Below are 22253 nucleotides of genomic sequence, written 5' to 3' on the forward strand. Positions count from 1 at the left end.
AGTTTTTAGTACTAATCTGGGCTCGCGGTGATTTTCATAAGTTTGTGAAAAATGCCTTAAAGTTTAAAAAAACTTTTGCCGCGCTTTTCAAAATACTTGGGAAAAATTCTAAGCGTTAAGCGAAGAATTTTATAAAGATTCCCAAATTTGTTTGAAAGAACCTCAAAATCTTTTTTAACTTGTAAGTCATTTTATCACAAAAATTTAAGAAAATCAACCGCTCGCCCAAAAACAAGATTAGTTATAATCCCATTTTAAAACGATATGGATAAGAACAATAAAACAAAGCGTCATATGGGTCATGGTACATTTTACTATCGTGTGTGTTTGTTTTGGTGTCACTAAATCTTAGTTCACTAATGCATTTATCTAAAAATGGAAAGTTATCTAATATGCCATATATTTTGCCTTGAACAAACATTTTTCTTATTCATGTTACACGATTAATTATACCTGCTTCTTTATTCAATGAAGTTTGATGTTTTTTAGCTTTAAACATTTTAATTTTATAACCCAAATAAGGATAAATATCTTCTTGTAATTTTTGCATAAAGTCATGGGCATTAATATCATAATGAAATGTTGCATATTCAAAACCATCAAATTTATCAAAAGTATTGATTATTCATTGTCCATAATGTTCAACTATTTCATTTAAATTCATCGCATTTTTTGGTGTAACAACATTTTCTTCAATTAAATATTTATCATATTCATTATTTTCATTAATTTTATAGCCACTAAATAAAAATACTGTATGGTCTTCACTACCATTAGCATAATCGACACCAATTGAATAACTATCAAATTGATATTGTTTTGTATTGGTATTATAAAAATCTTGTAGATTATACTCTTTAATATATTTACGATAATTTCGTAAAACATAAATGCTGGGGTCATTATCGTTATATTCAAAACCGTAATATTCAAGTTTAAATAAATCGGGTCGTTCTTCTTTATTTGCTAAAACAAGTTTTTTGGTAATATCAGGTATTTTATTTAAAACAGCACCCATAGTTAAACGCAAATTAAAAACACCCAAACCTTTAAATACTTGTTTATTTTCTGAATATATTTGATTGTGTTCTTTTAAAATGTTTTTAATTCTTTCATTTAAAGGTAAAAATGGCGTTACAAATTTTTCATAAAAGACATGGTATTTATCAAAAGGGTTAAAAGTAAATTGATTAGAATATGTTTTATGAAAATATGTTGTTACTGTTATGTATTGTTTTGCTATGTTGTCTCATTCTTGAAATGTCCAAGATAATTCTTTTACTGGAATAGGATTATCTAAATTATATTGTTCATTAACATCATCATCAGTATATTTTTCATAAGATACTTTTAAACTTTTTGAACGAAACATTGAAACTCTTAAATTATTATATCTTTTATCTAGTTCTTTATCAGTTAAGATTTATTTTTCTTCAGAATGTATCATTTCATCTGTTCAGGCTGATATAATACCGCTTCCTTTACCAACTTTCCCCATAATTTTATTACCATTAGCATAACCCGCAAAAGCAATACGAACACCACTAGGAAAAACAATCTCTCCACCTTCTTTAACATTTTTAGGTCAAACAATACCATTTTCATTGTCGGGTCCTATATCAATCCCATATTTATCATATAGATAATTACAGACATTAATTGTATCGCCAAATGTAGTATCTTCGTGGGTGTTGGCATATCTTCGTAAAATATTAGATGAAGCATCCGTAAAGTTACAAGCAAAAAATAATTTTTCGGCTAAATGATTTCATGTTTTATTAGTACCACGCCCTGCTGAAACAAACTTAAAAAAAGTTGGCGAAGTAAAATATCGGGCATAACTATCACCAACAAAGTCTTTAAATACTTCTCAATCAAAACCAAAATTATAGTCACTAAAATTCAAATCATATTTTTTATTTAAATGTTCATAACTAGTAATTCGTTTTTTGTTATTAATTTTGGTAAAATCTTGCATTTTTAATTAGCCTCCTTTTTTTGATAAAATTATTTGAAGTATTAAATATAATAATTTAAAAAATTGTTTAATTACGAAAGGAAATTATAAAATGGAATTAAAACAAAATTTATTAGGAAATTATAAAGAAAATAAAAAAATACAAACAAAAAATGAAATTAATAATTTCTTAATTGAAAGAGATAATGAGATATTTAAATTATATCAACAAGGAAAAATATTACAAGGATATAAGGTTGTATCAAAAATACCAAAAACATTTAAAACAGAATATGGGGATAACACTGTAAAAAGACGAAGATATGTTAAATATGATGAAGAAAATAAAAAATATATAAATCGTTATCCTTTAGATGAAGAATTAGGGTTAAAAAAATACGAAAGAATTGAAAAAAATTTAAAAGATAAATATATGTCTTTTATGGGCGATGGGAAAAGATATAAAGATATTTTGCATACAACAGAAAATGCTAACATTAGTGAAAGAACAATATCTAATATTTTTAAAAATGCCGATTTAGAAGAAACCGATTACATTAGTAATAAAAATAACAATAAAATTAAAATCCCAAATAATGTTTTATATATTCAAATTGATGGTGCTTTTGAACCTATGAGAGAAAATAAAAAAAGAGTTGAAAATAAAATATTTCTTGCTACTATGCATGTTGGTGTTGATGAAGAAAAGTCAACAAAAACCAGAATAAAAATGAAAAAGAAAAAAGGCGTTTTTCAAATGATGAATAAAAATGATAAGAATAAAAATGATAAATCTAATATTGATAATTTTATTGATAAAATTTTTAAATCAATGGATACTTATGATATTAATGAAGATACTAAAATATTAATATTAAGTGATGGTGAAAAACAAATTAAAAAAATTTACAAAGCAGTAAAATCAAAATATAAAAATAATACTGTATCATATAGTTTAGATAAATTTCATTTAGTAAAAAGATTTAAAGAATTATTCCCAAATCGTAAGAAAAACCGAATTCATAGATTAAAATATAAATTATCAAAAATATATTTTTTTACTGGAAATTATGAAGAATTATTAGATTTTTTAATGTGTCATTTACCCTATGTTATTGATAATAAAAAGAAATTTTTATTAGAAACTATTGAATTAATTAAAAATAATAAAGAAGGAATTGAAAATCAAGCATTAGAATATAATATTGGTTGTCACATGGAAGGTGATATATCACACTACATTAAGGCAGTTAAGGGACGTGGCGCTAAAATATATTGTAAAGAAACATTTATCAATATGTTAATTGCTTCAATGTTAAGACTTAATAGTAAAACAAATGAAGAAAAAATTAATAAAACTAATAAAAATAAAGAAAAAATTGAATTTAATATATTTAATTTAAATCAATCTAAAAAGCAATTTTTATCTTTATAAAAAATAAAAAACCTTTTAAAATTAGTAATAACTTTAAAAAGTATTTTTTAGTGTGTCAAAATTCATAAATTATTTATTCAAATAAAAATTATGTTTTTAAAAAGTTGAATTTTTCTTTAATTTTGTCGAAAACTCTTGATATTTATAAAATATACCTAAAATTAGGTATATTTTTAATATATAGAGGTAAATAAATGATGAAAAAAATAATTACAGAATTAATAAATAGCTTAACAGATGATCAATTTTTAGAATTTTATGAAAAAATAAAACAACAAGCAGACTTAATTAAAAAACAAAAACGTTTAAATGAAATTGATCAAAAATTTAGAGATAAAGGCATTATATGTCCTAATTGCAAATCTTTTCATTGTGTTAAAAATGGTCATAATTCCGAAGGAAAACAAAAATATTTATGTAAAAAATGTCGTGCTAGTTTTGATGCATTTCGTCATCATTTTACTTATTGAAGTCATTTAAATTATGAACAGTGAAATTTATTAATTCAAATTTCATTGTTAGGACAATCTAGTAAAATAATTTCTCGTTTTATTAAAACAACCCCAAAAACCGCTTGATATAATCGACAAAAATTAATGCAATCAAAACAATTAGAAAATACACAGTTAAAATTTAAAAAATTAAATGGTCAAATCCAAATGGATGAAACATTTATTAAAGAAATTCATAAAGGCAATTTTAAAGATAAATTTGATAAACGAAAAACTCATCTCGATCCATTTTCAACTGATACCAAATGCTGTATTCAAATGGCAGTTGATAGCAATAATAATATTTTTGTTCAATCCACCAATACCAAAAGATTACAAAAACAATGGATTATTGAAAATATGAATAAGCAACTAATTAAAGAAAAATCAATAATTATTTCTGATATGCAACCACTATATTTATTAGTAGCAAAACAAACAAATTCTACTCTATATTCCACCAAAACTAGTACAAACCCTGATACTAGTTATCAAAAGTTAAATAAGATTAGTAAATTACAATCCAGTCTTAAAGAAGCCTTAATTCATTATCATGGTTTGGGTTTCACTAATATTCAAAATTATTTAAAGCTCTGAAAATGAAAATACCAACACAAAGGTTTAACACCAAACCAACAATCAACGGTATTATATTTTAACGTTTAAAAAATTTAAAGCAAAATCATAATCTTACACAAAATTAGTTTTCAAATTGTCATATTGATGATTTTTTTTATTTCATCAAGAGTTTTCGACAAAATTAAAGGAATTTTTTATAAATTTTGTTATCATTTAATTATAAGCGAAACTTAATTTGTTTCTAATTACTTAATTTTATTAAAAACCTCAAAATAATGTATACTACCAGTATAATTATATTTCTCTCGGTTTAAACTTTCTAATGTTGCATAAGCACTATCATCAACATTAATTGATATTCCTTGTTGTATTAAATTAAAGTATTGGTTTAATTGATTGTTGTAAAACTATAAAATATCTTTAACTTGTTCTAATGGTCCTTTAAATTGTTGCGTAGCATTTGAGTGTGCATATTCTGCTACTTTATAGGCTTTTTTATCAAATGAATTATATATTCAAAAACTCGCTGCTGTTGTATGCCCTTTGGGGCTAGTAGAGTTTGCTAAGTCAACACCACCTAATAATTTAGTTGGTTGAATAATATCTGTTGCTTGCATAATATCAATATATCTTGCAAAAATTGAACCACTAGTATTACCAGGCAATCCTCAACTCCATACTCTTGCTCTTTCAATATCTAATTGTTCTAATCTTAATTGTTCATTAACTTTATTTTGTGGTAATTCATAATTAAGTCTTCAACTAGAATAATGAATAATAATTTTCATATTTCATTTTTCGATATAATTAATTTGTTCATATTTACTACGCATTATTTCTTCATTAAAAGGCATTAATTCATTACAATAACCAACAATATATCTTTTTAAACTTTCAGGGTTACATGTATTAATTGTTATTTTATTTTGATACCCACGAATAGCAAATTCTAAATCACTTAAATCTTTTTGTTGAAATTGGTCACATTCTTCTCTTCAATCAATTACTAATTTATATTTATTCAAATCAGCAAAAGCTTTTAATTTTTCTTTCCGGCTTGGTGAATGTAAACCTTTACAATATATTTTGCTACCATTTGATAAAGTAAAAGTAAAATTTGATAAGTTAATAGTATAAGGAATATGATTTTCATCTAACATATTTCAGATATTTTGAAATACACTATCTTTTAAATCCTTACTTCAATACATACTAGCAATGATACAAATTGGTTCTTTAATTAATAAACTAATTTTTAATAATTCACAAAACATTTTAATATTTGAAATAGTCTTACCACTATATCGTGTTCCAATTTGATTAATTTCATTAACTAATTCATATTTTTTAGCAAAGGGATATTTATTACCAATACTACTATTTTGTAATAATCAATAAGGAGTTTCTAACAAATAAGTAAAATGATTAAGCATTATTATCACTTTCTTTTTTAATATCTCTAATATCCGTTTGTAAATTAACAATTATTGGTTGTTGATTATTTAAGTTTAATTCTTGTTCTAACTGTTTTTCTTGCAGTGAATATTTATAATTAAATGCTCGTTGTCAATATAATTTAGCACCATCATGTGATTTCATCATAAAGTTAATTATTTCACTTTCAATTCTATCAACTTGTTTTTCAAGTAAAGGAACTATCTTTTCGCTCTTGTAAGTTTCGTGCTTTCATCTGTTAGAAAGATTGAATTCATTGGTTAAATCATTCAAAGTATATGGTTTATTGGGTGATTTATTTTCTCAAAATTGCTCTATTTTACGATAAAAAGTTGCCAAACTTGCTTTATTTGGATTAAATTCTTTCATTTTTTACTCCTTTTTGCATATTAAAATTGCTATTATTTAATGAATATGATTAAATAAAAGAGTAAATAAAAACTATGAAAGAACCATCGCGGTTCTTTTTATTATTTATATTTTACATCAAAATAAAAAAAAGTAAATTACTTTACTTTTTATTTTAGTATACAAGCATATAGAGATAAATTGGAGCTTGTTACAATATAATTATATAATTAATAATATATTTGTCAATAATTTCTTTAATTTTGTCGAAAACTCTTGATGAAATAAAAAAAATCATCAATATGACAATTTGAAAACTAATTTTGTGTAAGATTATGATTTTGCTTTAAATTTTTTAAACGTTAAAATATAATACCGTTGATTGTTGGTTTGGTGTTAAACCTTTGTGTTGGTATTTTCATTTTCAGAGCTTTAAATAATTTTGAATATTAGTGAAACCCAAACCATGATAATGAATTAAGGCTTCTTTAAGACTGGATTGTAATTTACTAATCTTATTTAACTTTTGATAACTAGTATCAGGGTTTGTACTAGTTTTGGTGGAATATAGAGTAGAATTTGTTTGTTTTGCTACTAATAAATATAGTGGTTGCATATCAGAAATAATTATTGATTTTTCTTTAATTAGTTGCTTATTCATATTTTCAATAATCCATTGTTTTTGTAATCTTTTGGTATTGGTGGATTGAACAAAAATATTATTATTGCTATCAACCGCCATTTGAATACAGCATTTGGTATCAGTTGAAAATGGATCGAGATGAGTTTTTCGTTTATCAAATTTATCTTTAAAATTGCCTTTATGAATTTCTTTAATAAATGTTTCATCCATTTGGATTTGACCATTTAATTTTTTAAATTTTAACTGTGTATTTTCTAATTGTTTTGATTGCATTAATTTTTGTCGATTATATCAAGCGGTTTTTGGGGTTGTTTTAATAAAACGAGAAATTATTTTACTAGATTGTCCTAACAATGAAATTTGAATTAATAAATTTCACTGTTCATAATTTAAATGACTTCAATAAGTAAAATGATGACGAAATGCATCAAAACTAGCACGACATTTTTTACATAAATATTTTTGTTTTCCTTCGGAATTATGACCATTTTTAACACAATGAAAAGATTTGCAATTAGGACATATAATGCCTTTATCTCTAAATTTTTGATCAATTTCATTTAAACGTTTTTGTTTTTTAATTAAGTCTGCTTGTTGTTTTATTTTTTCATAAAATTCTAAAAATTGATCATCTGTTAAGCTATTTATTAATTCTGTAATTATTTTTTTCATCATTTATTTACCTCTATATATTAAAAATATACCTAATTTTAGGTATATTTTATAAATATCAAGAGTTTTCGACAAAATTAAAGTTTTTCAGTGTGTTTAAATATGCCAAAAATAGGGTAAATTTAAAAATAATTTATTTTTTTAAAAAAATAGTTGCACTTCTTTTAAAAATTGTTATTATTAAAATAACAAGAGATAAATTTGGAGCTTAGATTTACATAATACGAATAATTAATAATTTTGCTTATATATATATATATATATATATATATATATATATAATGCAGGTAGATCTTGATGAAAAGTTTCAAGATTAAGAAAAGGAGAAAAACAAGTATGAAAAAGTTACTTAGTTTATTAAGTGTATTAACAATTAGTGGAACTACTATACCAACCACAATTGCCGCTAGCCCTTATCAAAAACAAGAACATAATACAGAAACTGATAGTGGTGTTAGTGTTTTCTATTGAATTATAGAAAATGGTAAACGTAAATCAATTATTGAAAAAATATATGGAGTTAATGAAAGTTATATTAGATTTTTGGGTTTTGATAATAGAAATAATAAATATTATATAAATGATAAAAATATTTACTTTGTAAATAATAATAATAATAATAATGCTATATCGATCAAATTACTAAGCTTTAAACCAATATCAGTTATTGATTTTAGTAGTACTGATAATTTTGTTAGGTTTAATTGAAAAGATTTAAATAACACTATTCATGTTTATAGAATAAAAATTATAGATTTAGAAAATAACAATTTAAATAAAATAAATGAATTATCTAAAATTATTTCAAATCCTATTTTAGGAACAGTTAAAATTAATAATGAAAAAGGATTACTAACCGAACAACAAATTAAAGATTTTTTAAAAGATAAAAATCCTCAATTAGATATAACTAAGATAGGAATTAAAAATATTATTGATGATTTATACAATAATAATGAAAAAAGGATTACAGTATTTTCAAGTGACTCAACAATTTATACTGGTGAAGCAACTGTTTTTTTAGATATTGAAAAATAGTTAAGATTTAAAATAAATGAAAAAAATATTAAGTCTTTTATCAACAATAACCTTAATTGGAACAAGTACAACCAGTTTAGTTGCTTGTAATAAACAATATAGCGAGGATGAATTAAAAGAACAAAAAGAAAAACATAAAATAAATACTACTAACCAAGAAATAAGAAACAATTTAGAATGAATAGCACCACAAACAATGGTGTGGGTGATAGTTCAGTAACAAAGCTATATACTGAAAGTCGTACTAATCAAATTAATGTTAATGATCAATTTTATGATGATCATTACAATCCAAAACAGTTTTATAGTATTGATAATAAACAAGAAAACATCGCCTATAGCGGGTTAGGATTATCAGATAATTTAAAACCAGTTAGTCATAAATATCATATTGAATGAACTAATGTTGGTAATTTAGAACAACCAATGTGAATTATTACTAAAATTGATAGTTATGTTCGTTCAGGTGAAGTTACGAATGGAATCAGTTCGACGCAAAGTGGAGCTTGAAAACAAATTTATTTCTTATATTAATTGATCAAAAATATGAAAGGGTTTTATAAATGTTTAAAAAAATTTCAATGTCATTAATTTTAGTCTTAACGATTTTTACTGCTGTAGTGACAATTGTTTTATTTGCGAAAAAAGATAGTTTTATGCGAAGTGTATGATTGGATGGTTGTGAACCAACAACACAAATCCAAAGCAAAGATAAAACACCTTATGCTCATACCTTTTTTGGGAGCCAACATGATAATTATGCTTTGTACCAACCAAATGAGGTAAGCAACGATTTAAAAGATGCACAATTTTATGGTAATTTAGAAAACTATAATAATTGTATTAATCCGAATGTTAATTTACAATTATGAAAACAAGACTTTATTAATACACAATTAATTGTAAAAACAAATAACTATGATATTACTAATTTAACAGCAACCGTTACTAATGCTGGTGCATTAGAAAAAAATAATCTGACCGTCCAGATTGGTTTTAATCGTTTTATTTATGCATCATATTCGTTAACAAATCAAAAAATCCCAAATCCATACGGAATTAATGAAAAATTATTAGTTCCTGATGCAATTACTACAAATTCAGTTGAAAAAACTGCTTATAAAAATAAAGTCTATGTTTTATGAATTAAAATTATGAGTTTCAAAGATAAAATTGTGGCTAATCCAGGAAATTATCCGGTTAAGGTTCAGTTAACGGGGGATGTTCCCGGCACAAAACAAACTAATGTTATTTTAAGTGAAAATGAAATTCAAGTTAAAGTTAATGATTTACTATTACCAGCAGAGCAAAAGAAATCTGATTTTAATATTTATTCCTTTTTTGGTTGAAGTGCTGCTTACTATAACAATTATCAAGTTCCAAATAGTATTAAAAACAAATATGATAATATTGAATACATTGATTATAATTGAGAACATTATTGAGAACCAGAGCACAAATATTTACATAATGTGTTGGGGATGGATTATTTTCAAAGTTCAATTTCACTAAATGAGCGAAAAAATACCGAATGACATAATAATTGATTAGATGGAAATAAAGTTCAGACCTTTTTGCTATGACGTTATAATCAGCAAAAGGGGTTGTACATCGCCGATGAAGATTGAAAAGCATGAGATCATTATATGAACAAAATGGCCGAAGTAGGTTATACAAAAGCACTTCTAAGTGGATGACAAGCAGCTTGAAATAAAACTTATAAAACTAATAATGTTTGAGATGAAGATAAACAAGACTATATGCAAATTAGTATGAACATGTATGTTGAAGATGGGGTTAGAAATAATGAATGGTTTTTACAACAATTGTTAAACCATATTAAAACAGGTAAACAGAAATGAACGCAAACTGTTACACCATATCTTTATATTGATGAATTACCTTGTTCAGCAATTGGAAAATATTTAGCATTAATTCAAAAATATGATCCTAACCGAAAATATATTAAGTTAGCGGCTTGTGATTGAGAACGTGACATTGATTATAAAGACCCAGCAACATATGAAGTTGATATTTTACATATTTATTTTTTAGATATTTATAATGAACAAAATATTAAGTTTATGAACTTAGTAAAACAACGTAATGAAAAAGGATATATTACTGGCCAGTATTCATTAGATGCTGATAATACCTTTAATTTAATTCGTTCTGAACCAGGAGTAAGTTCTTACATTCAATTAGCTTTATTAAAAGAAAATGCCCCACATTATATGCGTTATCTTTTAAATGGATGAACAAAAACAGCATACTGATCAGCTGATTATGATGAACATACTGGTTTAATTTATATTGCTGGTGATACAATGTTTGCTTATCCTTCGATTGCTAATCCTGATCCAAACAATAATAATAATAAAGCTGCTTTTAATCCCTCAACACGATTAGATGCAATTGCTTATGGAATTAATATGAATAATAAAATTATGTACTTAAAAAAACTAAACTTATTATTAAATTATACAACAATGATGTCATATGTTAATAGTAATGTTAAATTAAGTAAACCAACGAGTCGTACTAAGTTTGATTTTAATTACAATGGGTTAACAGCAGAAAGTGATATTAAAATTTCAAATTCATTCTTGTATCGTTTTTTAACACGGAATAATATTGATGAAGTAATGGTTGTTAAAACATTTGAAAACATTATTAATAAAGTTGTAACGACATATTTATGGGGTTAAGATGGTTCCGTTTTATTTAGTTATTCTTGAAATTTTTATTTATTTATCGGTTGCAATTTGATTTATTGGAATGATATATTTAATTTATGGTTATTTTCAAAGTTTTCTTCGTAAAGAGCGAGTAATTTCATGAATCTTTTTTGGAGTTAATGTTGGAACAACATTAATATTATTGATTTTAGTAATTTTATCCCTCTTAGCAATTTTTCAGCCAATTATTTTTGGTAATAGTGATATTTCTAATGAATCAACATTATTAAATATCGCTTATTTTGGAATAAGTACTTTGATTTTAGCAATATTATGAATTGTTTATTTAAGTAGTTGTTCAATCTACTTTACAATCTTTTGAAAAAATGACCGTCTTTATTTTTTTGGTAGTTATTTTGATCAAACTAAAAATAAAAAAATTATTGTAAACAAACATGTTTTAATTTATCGGAATAAAATTTTTTTTACAATTATTTTTCGTTTTTCTAAAACTTATCAATATTTAACTACTAAGGAAAATTAAAAAGCATTATTATTTTTAACGAAAGAGGTCAGAAAAATGTGATTATTGTTAAAACAAGGAATTTTAAATACTTTTAAAAATAAGACACAAGTTTTTATTTTTGTGATTTTAATTGTTTTAACTGCACTTTTTTCCACTGTTTGTTGAACTTCTTTTGACCGCTTACAAAAAGCAAACAAAACAATGGGGTATGGAACATTAAATATTAATTATAATTATATTTCAACTAATTATGAAGCAAATAATCAACAAACAATTACGCCATGGTTTGCTTTTGATGTTGATTATGCTGGAATTGGAACTGGTTTTTTTGAAAAGAATTATGGAACCTTGACCATTGGTGGTTCAAATGATTTTTTAAAACCGTTTGATTTAGGAACTGGCTTAAAAGGAGAAAAATATCAGTTTAAAATTGAAGGAAACCGCTTACAAATTGCCAAGAGTGGGCGTTGAGTACCATTTGAAAATGTTTTATTAGATTATAATGCAATTAATATTACTGATAATAATGTTTTAACAGGAGAATTTTCACAGTTATATCGGTTTAATTTTAATGCCTATTCATTTCAAAAATCATTATTAGGGCAATTATATAATCGTTTTATTTTTAATAATGCTGTTGATCCAACTCTTAAAACACAGGCAATTAATTTAGTAAAACGTTATATCCATTTTATCTTAGAGTCGCGGTTAACTTATTTGGTTGTAAATTGTAAATGCCAAATCATAAAAAGTTAACTATTAATTTAGTTAACTTTTTTAAGTTAATTATAGGAGGTTGAAATTATGCAAACAAAGCAATATTTAATTTTGCGGTCATTAGTGAAAAAGTATGGTAAAGATATTGTTATTAATACTGTCAATAAGATTGTAAAAGATATTGAAATTAAAAAGTAAAAGAATAAATTATTCCGCGTAATTTATTAGCGGATAATTTATTCAATAATGTTTTTTAAGTGGAGCAAAGCGACAACGAGCGGAGCGAGTTTGCAAATTTCAATTTTTTAATTTATTGAAAGGAGATATATTATGCCAGTTTGATTAACGACAATATTTAGTGTTGTTATTATATTAGGTATTTTTGCGTGAATTGGTTTATCAATTTATCAGAAAATTCGCCAAATTCGAGGTAAGAAAAAAGATAAAAAATAAATTGAAAACAAGGAGGATAAAAAATAATGTTAGGGATGTATTTAACAACAGCAATTAATTTTTTAGCAGCAGATACGCCACCTACTATTTCAGATGGAATGGGTTCTATTTGAAGTGGTTTAGGGCAAGCGATGATGAAAGTTAAAGAAGCAATTTATGATGTATTACCACAATTAATGACTTTTTTAGGTGATGCGTGAATTATTTTAATTCCATTTGGTATTTTTGTTATTGTTAAAATATTAAACTTTTTCCGTGTTATGGTCAAAGGATTTTAGTAATAAGAAACTAAGGCACACTAGTTTATTTATTTTTTATTAATTTATTTTGTATAACTATTATTTTAAAACTTAATAGTATTTTTCAGTGTGCCAATTTTTATTATTTTTATATTTAACAATGTTTATTAAACAATAGATAAACAATATTTTAACATTATTTATAACATTGTTAATTAAAAAAAATGTTTATTAAGGAGTTGATAAAATTGAGTAATTTTGTTAAGAAAAATCAAAATATAGAGAATTATTTTATTCGTAAAGAATTCATAGTTTTTCAGACTGATAAAGCTTCATTTATAAATTTACCTAATCATAATCGCCATATTGGTTTTTGATTAAGTAATAAATTTATTTATCCGAGTGAAAAACATTCAGAACAAGTAGCAATTGGTTTGATTTATGATAATTCTTATCCTATTGTAAAATATGATGAAAATTTAAAACGTCATATTTGAAAGTATTTAACTGGAACAGAATTAATTAATTTGTATAATCAATATAAACAAAATTATTTTAATCGTATGCACAAAGCATTATTTTCAAATGAACCTAAAAAAGTAAAAGTAAATAATAACAATAATAATTTAACAAATTGAAGTGTTGAAAAAGAGCAAGAATTAATTAATGATTTAGAAAGTTTAAATTAAATGAGTTTATATGACTATTGAGTTCAATTTGTTAGTTATATTTTTGGTTCAAATGCCCCTGAATTTTTATATGTTATATCGTTTGTATTATTTATCGTTTTATTTTTTGGGATGTTTTTTAAACTTATTCAAAAAATGTGGAGTTTTTAAAAATGCAAAATGATTGAGAAAAATTAAAAGAGTTTTTTATTCATGTCTTTTTGTTTATAAATAAAACAAATGTTGAAAGTATTACAACTTGGACTTTGACACAGAATGAATATTTAACTTTGATGGTTGGTGTTTGAATTGTTATTTTATTTTTAACTTGGTTTTTGTTATGAATGATTTTTAAAATAGTTGGGTATTTTAAATAATGAAAAAGTTTGTATTTTTCTTAAAAAATTATTGTTATATTAGTAGTTCAATGATTTTGTTTAGTTTAATTGATTTGTTATTTTGAATAATTTCATTAAATTATACTGGTTTAGTATTTTGATTATTATTTGCTTTGCAATGTGTTTATTTTGTATGATGAGTTTGAAAAAACATATTTTATCAGTTAAATTCTTTTCGGTTAGTAAGTTTTGTTTGAGATAATCCGTTATCAGTTATTATTGGTAAATTAGGAACCGGAAAAACTTTACTTTTAACTTATTTATCACAAACTATGAAATTATTAACAGATAAAATTTATAGTAATTATCCGTTAGAAGATGAGAAAGTTAAAGTTTTAACATTTAAAAATTTAGATTTTACAGATAGAACAAAACCAGTTCCCCCTGATGATAGTGTTATTTTATTTGATGAAAGTTATTTATATATTGATGGAACTAGTCCTCACGATGAGAAAAAAGTCCATAGTGGTAAAATTCCGTGAATTGTTTTAGCAAGACATTTTGGTAATCGTGCTTTGTTTACAGCACAGCGTGAGGGTATGATTTGAAATAATATCCGACAATTAGCAAGTGGTATTATTATTCCAATTTCACTTAAAAAACCGATTGCTAAAAAAGGATTTAATTTTTTTAATCGTTTCTTTATTATGCGAATTGGTATTTTTCAAGATATTACGGATTATGAAATTTGAAAAACAAAATCAGTAGAACGAACAGCAGAAGGTAAACGAGTAAAACATAAGTCAGATGTTGGTTTAGGAATTCGGTTTTTTAAAATAATTATTCCGTTAGAATTTGCACAGAAATATGATAGTCAATGATTAAAGTTTGTTCGTGATTTAAAAAATGATGAAATAATTAATAACAAAGAATACTATTGGTCAGAAATTACTAAATTGAGTGTTAAAGAGCGGTTAGAATTGTTTGATATTGATATTTTGAAAAAGAATTTAAAACCTAAAAAAGAAAAAGGAAGTGATAAAAATGATTAATTTGTTGTCAGAAAGTAGTAATTGAGATAAGATTTTTAGTTTTATTTTTGATGTTTTTTTGTTTATTTTTGATGTAATTTGAAATACTAAATTACCAATGACAAATACAACAATTGCTTATTTTATTATTTTTTTTTATGGTTGTTAAGTTATCAATTTATGCAATTCACGGCACAAGAACACAATATAACGAATTAGGTTCAATAGTACAAACGGGGGTATCAAATATTTATTCTGCGACTGCTCGTGGAGTTTCAGATACTAAACAAGGTATGCAAAAACATATTACAGAGCGTAAACAGTTTAAAATTAATCGTAATAAACAACAATTATCAAGTTTAGCAAAACAAGCAAAAACAAGAGAACAAGGATATCGGAGAGTGCATAAATAATGATTAGACTAGTTTTATTGGTTGCGGCAATTGCTATATTTGGTACTGGTTTTATTACAGTTATTATTAATCAATTAACATCAGCAAAAAATATTATTATGGATTTATATAACTCAGATACTTTTTTACTTTCTTTATTTGGTAAGATGGCAATTTTGTTTAGTCATCCGTTAATGTTAACAATATCAAGTTTATATATTGTTGGGTTTATTGTTTCAAAAACATTATATAGTTAGGAGTTATTTATGAAAAAATTATTTTCTTTATTTTCAATAGGACTTTTAGGGCTTTTAGGTTTAATTATTCCTTTTATTACTTTAACAGCATTTAAACCGTTAAATCAACAAAATTATACTGTTAATCAACAAACAACAGGAATGAATGAAACTGATTTTATTAATACAATGTTTTTACGCAGTAGTTTTTTTGAAAATTGGTCTGAAACCAATTATTTTATTAATCCAACTTTAAAAACATCGCAATCATTAACTTATAATGATAAATGATATTTAGATTTTTTAAAGGATAGTTATTCAACGGGGATTTCATTTGATAAACCCAGTAATGAATTTATGGATTTATACAAAAATTGAGATAGTTATGTTAAACAATATAACATTGATAAATTTTATGATGTTGATAAAAAACAATTTCTAAAAGAATTAACAAATTTTTCTTATTCTTTTGCTAAGTATTTTAATACTGTTGAAATAATTAATAAATTAGAAAAAAGTATTGACAATTTGCAACAAGTTAATTTAAAATTTCAGAATTGAAAATGATATTCAGGAGATGAATTGAACCATGGACCAACTAATAAATGATATATATTAATATCTAAATCAACTAATTCAACTGATGCAGTATATGCAATAGATTTAATTCATTTTACAACAAGTACAAGTATTAAAACAACATATCCATTTTTAAAGTCAATATACAGATGAGAAAATACAAGTATTCCAACTGATAAACAAGTTCCTGAAATAGATAATCACTTTAATTTTGTCGAAAACTCTTGATATTTATAAAATATACCTAAAATTAGGTATATTTTTAATATATAGAGGTAAATAAATGATGAAAAAAATAATTACAGAATTAATAAATAGCTTAACAGATGATCAATTTTTAGAATTTTATGAAAAAATAAAACAACAAGCAGACTTAATTAAAAAACAAAAACGTTTAAATGAAATTGATCAAAAATTTAGAGATAAAGGCATTATATGTCCTAATTGCAAATCTTTTCATTGTGTTAAAAATGGTCATAATTCCGAAGGAAAACAAAAATATTTATGTAAAAAATGTCGTGCTAGTTTTGATGCATTTCGTCATCATTTTACTTATTGAAGTCATTTAAATTATGAACAGTGAAATTTATTAATTCAAATTTCATTGTTAGGACAATCTAGTAAAATAATTTCTCGTTTTATTAAAACAACCCCAAAAACCGCTTGATATAATCGACAAAAATTAATGCAATCAAAACAATTAGAAAATACACAGTTAAAATTTAAAAAATTAAATGGTCAAATCCAAATGGATGAAACATTTATTAAAGAAATTCATAAAGGCAATTTTAAAGATAAATTTGATAAACGAAAAACTCATCTCGATCCATTTTCAACTGATACCAAATGCTGTATTCAAATGGCAGTTGATAGCAATAATAATATTTTTGTTCAATCCACCAATACCAAAAGATTACAAAAACAATGGATTATTGAAAATATGAATAAGCAACTAATTAAAGAAAAATCAATAATTATTTCTGATATGCAACCACTATATTTATTAGTAGCAAAACAAACAAATTCTACTCTATATTCCACCAAAACTAGTACAAACCCTGATACTAGTTATCAAAAGTTAAATAAGATTAGTAAATTACAATCCAGTCTTAAAGAAGCCTTAATTCATTATCATGGTTTGGGTTTCACTAATATTCAAAATTATTTAAAGCTCTGAAAATGAAAATACCAACACAAAGGTTTAACACCAAACCAACAATCAACGGTATTATATTTTAACGTTTAAAAAATTTAAAGCAAAATCATAATCTTACACAAAATTAGTTTTCAAATTGTCATATTGATGATTTTTTTTATTTCATCAAGAGTTTTCGACAAAATTAAAGCTTTTTTATTGTATTTCATGATTAATATGTTAATATAATTATAACTTTTTATGATTTAGTTTTACAGTATACAGGTATATAAAAACATTGAAGTTTATGCCTTAAAAAATAACACAACAGATGTTAATCTGCTAAATCAATTTATTAATGGTGTGAACTTAGGTGAACATTGGCAAACAAAGAATTTAGGAATTAATAATCCTGGTAAAAATGTTGCTCGTGCCGATCGAATTTTTTTAACACCAACAGCAGCAACTGATAAATATTGGGGAATGCAGGGAACATTAGGTTTTCCAATTTATGATTCAAATAATACTTTGGGGTTAAAAGAACTTGATTGTCAAAATAGTACTGGTTGTACTGGTGTCAAAAATTATCGTTATTTTTTAACTGATGCTAAAAATGATAATATTATCCAACTTTTAAATGATAAAAACGATCATAGTAATGTTACTAAAAACTTTTTACTAAACGGTAGTTATAAAGTTCGTAATTTAAGTACATATGACTTTTTTGGCCAGTATGATTATAATAATAAATTTATTAATAATGATTTTTTAACAACTTATCAAGATATGTTGGGAATGGTTAGTAATTTTGAAGTTATTAATCGAAACCAGGCAATTGCTTGAACAACTGATGGTAAAAAGTATAAATTTATTGACTGAACACAACCCTATAATTCGGGGCAGTTAAAAATCTTACAGAAATCAAAATGATTTGATCGTGGTTTAAATGAAATGGTTGATACAGCAATTGTTTTACCACAGTATTTTAAAGCAAATCACTTACGTTTTGATGATACAATTTTAGTTAATCAATTAAAGCTTTATATTGAAGCTGTTGGGGGTGATACTCAAAATATTTATCCAACAATTTATGATACTGATTTTTTACCTGATGCAAGTAATGAATCAATTATTTATGTCCACCCGCAAATGTTTAATCGTTTATTTGGTTACAATAACGAAGGATTTACTAGTCAACAGTATCAAGATGTCAGTACCGTTCAACTAACATATCATGGTGCTAATCAAAATAATATGGAACCTGATTTAAATTATTATCGGGTTTATTTAGCTGATAATATTAATCGTTTGGGAAAAACAGTTGAAGCAATCTTTCAAAATAAAACTGATGTTATTAATAATGTTAGTTTTAGTAAGTTTAATGCAAACCAATTAGTCAATAATCGTTATCAATTGTTAAATAATGCGATTAAAATTTATCATTTAGTCACAATTGGGATTGTAATCTTTTTTGCTGTTATTGTTATGATTATTTTGTTTATTCAATTAAAGAGTATGATTGAAAAACAACGTAGCCAAATTGGTATCTTAAAAGCAAATGGTTATAATAATTTTAAAATTGCATTGTCCTATGTGATGTATTTCTTAACTGCTTTAGCTATTGCAACACCAATTGGATGATTACTTGGTTTAGGACTCCAGGTGCCAATTATTAACTTATTTGGACAATATTTTGTGTTACCAAGTACTTTTATTGTTAATTGACAAATATTATTATTTTTCCTTTTGGCAGGAAGTATTATTTTTGTTCTTGTTGTTATTGAATGTAGTATTATATTGGGACAGGAGGTATTAGCACTAATAAATCCAAATCGTGATTTTAAACCAAACAAATTAATTAGTCGGTTATCATTATATTTTACTAATCGTTCATTTAAAACGCGCTTTCGGTTAGTGTTATTAGGGGCAAGTTGAAAAGCAGTTACTATGTTCCTAATAACAACTTTTATTGCTACTGGAAAGATTACATTAGCAGCTTTGGTTCCAAATAGTATTAAAACCTTAAGTAAACAATATTATCAAAATTTAAATTATGCCAATGAATTGAACTATCAAAATGTTATTTATAATAATCCATTAAGTCGGTATGAACTTTATGATAGTCCTAGTGAAGATGTTCCTGATTATCGCGGGGTTAATGACCCAATTTATCAAAAGTTAGAAAATGTGCCAATTGCCCCATATGTTTATGCCCGTGGGGCAGATAATACAACAAAATGAATTACTTTACAAGAATTAGCAACTAATCCTAATTACAGTACATCTTATCCTTCGTTTGTTGTTAATATGTTAGTACAAAACATGATGGTGTTTAAAGGAAGCAATATTTCAGTTTGGTTATTACGTTATTTATATGATTTACCAACTGATATTAATATTAAGACGCGACTGGATAATCAATTATCATTAGTAACATGTACTTTTTTACCACAATTATTTGGTCAATCACCATTTTCAAATTCAGAAGCAGCCGGGACAACATGACATAAATGATCATATTGTATTGAACAAGCAACTAATACAATTTTACCAACGGTTATTAAGGAAAAATGAGCAGCAAATGAAAAATATCAGTTACGTTTTAATTTTGGGTTCAACTCAATGGCTTATGATAAAAAAACAGATAGTTTATTCACTGGTTTTGATACAAAAATTGCTGCTGTTAACGGGATTATTCGTGATAGTGCAAAAAATCAAATTTCATCATATGGTCTTGATGTTAATGATAACCAAGTTGTTTTTACAAATAAATTAAAGACAAAACTACAAGAACCTCCTTCAAATCAAGGCAAAACAATTCCAATTGCAATTAATGATTCAGCAGCAACAAAATATAATTTAAGAACAAATGATATTATTAATTTTTATACAAATCAACAACGATTACAATATTTAGGCAAAGATCAACAATATTATGATATTAAACCATAGTGGTGAACTTATCAAAATGGTAATGTTACAAATGACCCTTGAACTTTGAATTTATCGCATTTAACAAACGCCTTATTAACAGGAACCAATAATGACCAGTGAGGAACAAATGTTAATCAACCATATGCTTCAATTAGTGGATTAAAATTAAATTTACCAGTTAATATGATTGATGCCTATGTTTGAAGTCAGGACAAAATTGATATTAATCCAGGAAGTGGTCCCACTAAAATTGATTTGTTGAATAATAAAGTTACTAAAATTGAACAAAATAACTATATTATTGGGGCATATGATTTAAACTTTGACCATCATTTAAAATCATTAATTGATTTAGTAAATGGTGGCTTTGGTAAAAATTGGTATGGTCAAGCCTTGAAATTAGGGTTATTGCGAGTAACTACATCTAACTTTAATGTTTTATCTGATTATCAATTTAAAGTTGTTGGAATTCAACATTCTTATGATCAAGCACGGATTTTTTTAGATCAAAAATGAGGAAATCAAGTCCTTGGTTATCAAGACAGTCCGCAATGATTTAATGGTAAATATACGAAAGCAATTCAACCAGCTGATAAATTTCAACGTTATGTCTTATCTTCTATTAGTGCCGATAACGCGTTGAGTGGTGGTTTAACTTTTTTTAGTTCAGCCGTTGGGAAAGTTGATTATTTGCATAATAAAAAGCAAGTTGTTAATCAATTAAGCTATTTTACGACTGTATTAGCAGGAGCATTAGTATCAATTATTATTTTCTTGGTGACAGATGTTTTTATGGAACGATATACTAAGTTTATTGCTTTAATGCGGGTTTTTGGTTACCGGCGCGGAGAAATTAATAGTATGACCTTGGCAATTTTTATTCCTTTTGCAATTTTAGGGTGATTATTAGGTTTTTTCCTCGTTTGAACAAGTGTTTATTTTGCGGTTAAAATCGACTTACAAGCGATTAATTTACCATTAAGTTTACCAATGCCATGGCTATTATTTATTATTATTTTTGGAATAATTAGTTTTATTTTTACTTTAACTTTTGTTTTATCAACAAGAAAAATTAACCAGTTACCAATTCAAACAATCGTTACCTTAAGTGATGAATAGGAGATAGGATTAATGAAAAAAATATGAACAATTTTAACAGTTGGAACATTAATGTTGGGATTACCTTCAACATTAATAAGTTGTGCAACAAATGATAATTTATATCCGGTTCAAAAAGATACCTTAGCATTAGCGATTCAAAAGATTACAAATACAGTTGAGACATATCAAGAAATTGAAACTGATAATAACAAAGTAACCTTGTCGGAAGGTAAAACTTATGCTGTAAATACTATTTATCAAGCATTGGGTGGCGATAATAATATTTATGGTGTTACACCCAGTAATATTAAAATTACAAGTGTTTTAAATCGGGATGGACAAATTCTTGATGATCATAATTTTTCAGTTGGAATAATTTTTGAAGTAAAATATGATATTAATAATAGTTTTGAGTTTTTAACTAAGCAATCATTTTGATTATTTTTAAAATATTTAGCTCCTGATGAAATCATTAAACCTAATTTAGTTTTTACCACAAGTAGTGCTTTTCAAATTACTAATAATAGTGTATTAGGTCTTGGTAGTCAGGGGGCCGTTGCAATTGAAAAAACAACAACAGGTTATCAAACAACGGATCAGTAATTATT

The 22253-nt window shown here is 25.0% G+C and carries 23 protein-coding genes and 2 pseudogenes; 20 read left to right on the forward strand and 5 right to left on the reverse strand.

Translation table 4 applies throughout. The features are described from left to right. Window positions 1-241: 241 nt before the first annotated feature. Window positions 242-1372 (reverse strand): hypothetical protein, encoded by a 1131-nt coding sequence (locus ACOBME_RS10580; RefSeq protein ID WP_419335227.1) that lies wholly within the window; start codon window positions 1370-1372, stop codon window positions 242-244. Between the two features lie 51 nt (window positions 1373-1423). After that, window positions 1424-1978 carry a hypothetical protein gene (locus tag ACOBME_RS10585; protein ID WP_419335229.1) on the reverse strand — a complete coding sequence of 185 codons (555 nt, stop codon included), beginning with the start codon at window positions 1976-1978 and terminating at the stop codon, window positions 1424-1426. Window positions 1979-2069: 91 nt separating this feature from the next. Between ACOBME_RS10585 and ACOBME_RS10590 the strand changes: the two genes are divergently transcribed. Then, complete coding sequence (locus tag ACOBME_RS10590) at window positions 2070-3392, forward strand: Mbov_0401 family ICE element transposase-like protein (protein WP_419335230.1); 1323 nt, start codon at window positions 2070-2072, stop codon at window positions 3390-3392. A gap of 194 nt (window positions 3393-3586) precedes the next feature. Next, window positions 3587-4549 carry an IS1/IS1595 family N-terminal zinc-binding domain-containing protein gene (locus ACOBME_RS10595; RefSeq protein ID WP_338963247.1) on the forward strand — a complete coding sequence of 321 codons (963 nt, stop codon included), beginning with the start codon at window positions 3587-3589 and terminating at the stop codon, window positions 4547-4549. A gap of 320 nt (window positions 4550-4869) precedes the next feature. Here ACOBME_RS10595 and ACOBME_RS10600 read toward each other — a convergent pair whose 3' ends face one another. The 3 genes from ACOBME_RS10600 to ACOBME_RS10610 all read right to left on the reverse strand — a co-directional run bounded on the left by ACOBME_RS10600 (window position 4870) and on the right by ACOBME_RS10610 (window position 7583). Further along, complete coding sequence (locus ACOBME_RS10600) at window positions 4870-5895, reverse strand: PBSX family phage terminase large subunit (RefSeq protein ID WP_338966316.1); 1026 nt, start codon at window positions 5893-5895, stop codon at window positions 4870-4872. Continuing rightward, a complete protein-coding gene (locus tag ACOBME_RS10605; RefSeq protein ID WP_338965659.1) occupies window positions 5888-6286 on the reverse strand; it encodes a hypothetical protein in 399 nt (132 codons plus the stop codon). Before ACOBME_RS10605 ends, ACOBME_RS10600 begins: the two co-directional genes overlap by 8 nt. 334 nt (window positions 6287-6620) lie before the next feature. Then, entirely contained in the window at window positions 6621-7583 is a 963-nt protein-coding gene (locus ACOBME_RS10610) for an IS1/IS1595 family N-terminal zinc-binding domain-containing protein (RefSeq protein ID WP_338963247.1), read from the reverse strand. Window positions 7584-7916: 333 nt separating this feature from the next. Here ACOBME_RS10610 and ACOBME_RS10615 point away from each other — a divergent pair, with 333 nt between their 5' ends. The 18 genes and pseudogenes from ACOBME_RS10615 (at window position 7917) to ACOBME_RS10700 (ending at window position 22248) form a co-directional block, all read left to right on the forward strand. After that, window positions 7917-8618, forward strand: a complete 702-nt coding sequence (locus tag ACOBME_RS10615; protein ID WP_419335232.1) for a hypothetical protein — start codon at window positions 7917-7919, stop codon at window positions 8616-8618. A 16-nt stretch (window positions 8619-8634) separates the two neighbouring features. Next, window positions 8635-8838, forward strand: a complete 204-nt coding sequence (locus tag ACOBME_RS10620; RefSeq protein ID WP_338966327.1) for a lipoprotein — start codon at window positions 8635-8637, stop codon at window positions 8836-8838. After that, complete coding sequence (locus ACOBME_RS10625; RefSeq protein ID WP_338966330.1) at window positions 8796-9152, forward strand: hypothetical protein; 357 nt, start codon at window positions 8796-8798, stop codon at window positions 9150-9152. The genes ACOBME_RS10620 and ACOBME_RS10625 overlap by 43 nt, the downstream gene beginning before the upstream one ends. A gap of 29 nt (window positions 9153-9181) precedes the next feature. Then, a complete protein-coding gene (locus ACOBME_RS10630; RefSeq protein ID WP_419335234.1) occupies window positions 9182-11326 on the forward strand; it encodes a hypothetical protein in 2145 nt (714 codons plus the stop codon). A 1-nt stretch (window position 11327) separates the two neighbouring features. Further along, window positions 11328-11840, forward strand: coding sequence for a hypothetical protein (locus tag ACOBME_RS10635; RefSeq protein WP_338966335.1), 513 nt, complete (start codon window positions 11328-11330; stop codon window positions 11838-11840). Window positions 11841-11876: 36 nt separating this feature from the next. Further along, on the forward strand, window positions 11877-12578 hold the full coding sequence (locus ACOBME_RS10640; RefSeq protein ID WP_338966338.1) for a hypothetical protein: 702 nt from the start codon (window positions 11877-11879) through the stop codon (window positions 12576-12578). A 291-nt stretch (window positions 12579-12869) separates the two neighbouring features. Further along, window positions 12870-12992 carry a hypothetical protein gene (locus ACOBME_RS10645; protein WP_419335236.1) on the forward strand — a complete coding sequence of 41 codons (123 nt, stop codon included), beginning with the start codon at window positions 12870-12872 and terminating at the stop codon, window positions 12990-12992. A 26-nt stretch (window positions 12993-13018) separates the two neighbouring features. Next, a complete protein-coding gene (locus ACOBME_RS10650) occupies window positions 13019-13270 on the forward strand; it encodes a hypothetical protein (protein WP_419335237.1) in 252 nt (83 codons plus the stop codon). A gap of 209 nt (window positions 13271-13479) precedes the next feature. Continuing rightward, window positions 13480-13920: a DUF3627 domain-containing protein gene (locus ACOBME_RS10655; protein ID WP_338963574.1), complete on the forward strand. Its 441-nt coding sequence runs from the start codon at window positions 13480-13482 to the stop codon at window positions 13918-13920. A gap of 152 nt (window positions 13921-14072) precedes the next feature. After that, entirely contained in the window at window positions 14073-14276 is a 204-nt protein-coding gene (locus ACOBME_RS10660) for a DUF2649 family protein (protein WP_126821076.1), read from the forward strand. Then, on the forward strand, window positions 14276-15289 hold the full coding sequence (locus ACOBME_RS10665; protein ID WP_419335239.1) for a hypothetical protein: 1014 nt from the start codon (window positions 14276-14278) through the stop codon (window positions 15287-15289). The genes ACOBME_RS10660 and ACOBME_RS10665 overlap by 1 nt, the downstream gene beginning before the upstream one ends. After that, a pseudogene (locus ACOBME_RS10670) lies at window positions 15282-15681 on the forward strand (hypothetical protein). The gene ACOBME_RS10665 and the pseudogene ACOBME_RS10670 overlap by 8 nt, the downstream one beginning before the upstream one ends. Continuing rightward, window positions 15681-15917, forward strand: coding sequence for a hypothetical protein (locus ACOBME_RS10675; protein ID WP_004027616.1), 237 nt, complete (start codon window positions 15681-15683; stop codon window positions 15915-15917). The pseudogene ACOBME_RS10670 and the gene ACOBME_RS10675 overlap by 1 nt, the downstream one beginning before the upstream one ends. 9 nt (window positions 15918-15926) lie before the next feature. After that, window positions 15927-16535, forward strand: a pseudogene (locus tag ACOBME_RS10680) (spiroplasma phage ORF1-like family protein); the annotation flags it as partial. Between the two features lie 223 nt (window positions 16536-16758). Continuing rightward, entirely contained in the window at window positions 16759-17721 is a 963-nt protein-coding gene (locus ACOBME_RS10685; RefSeq protein ID WP_338963247.1) for an IS1/IS1595 family N-terminal zinc-binding domain-containing protein, read from the forward strand. A 252-nt stretch (window positions 17722-17973) separates the two neighbouring features. Further along, the gene (locus ACOBME_RS10690) at window positions 17974-20562 is read left to right on the forward strand and encodes an ABC transporter permease (RefSeq protein ID WP_338966397.1); all 2589 of its coding nucleotides are present in this window, start codon (window positions 17974-17976) and stop codon (window positions 20560-20562) included. 45 nt (window positions 20563-20607) lie between these two features. After that, the gene (locus tag ACOBME_RS10695; protein ID WP_419335241.1) at window positions 20608-21663 is read left to right on the forward strand and encodes an FtsX-like permease family protein; all 1056 of its coding nucleotides are present in this window, start codon (window positions 20608-20610) and stop codon (window positions 21661-21663) included. Window positions 21664-21675: 12 nt separating this feature from the next. After that, window positions 21676-22248, forward strand: a complete 573-nt coding sequence (locus ACOBME_RS10700) for a hypothetical protein (protein ID WP_419335243.1) — start codon at window positions 21676-21678, stop codon at window positions 22246-22248. Window positions 22249-22253 lie beyond the last annotated feature (5 nt).

The organism is Spiroplasma endosymbiont of Sarcophaga variegata, from assembly GCF_965178695.1.
GTDB classification, from domain to species: domain Bacteria; phylum Bacillota_I; class Bacilli_A; order Mycoplasmatales; family Mycoplasmataceae; genus Spiroplasma; species Spiroplasma poulsonii.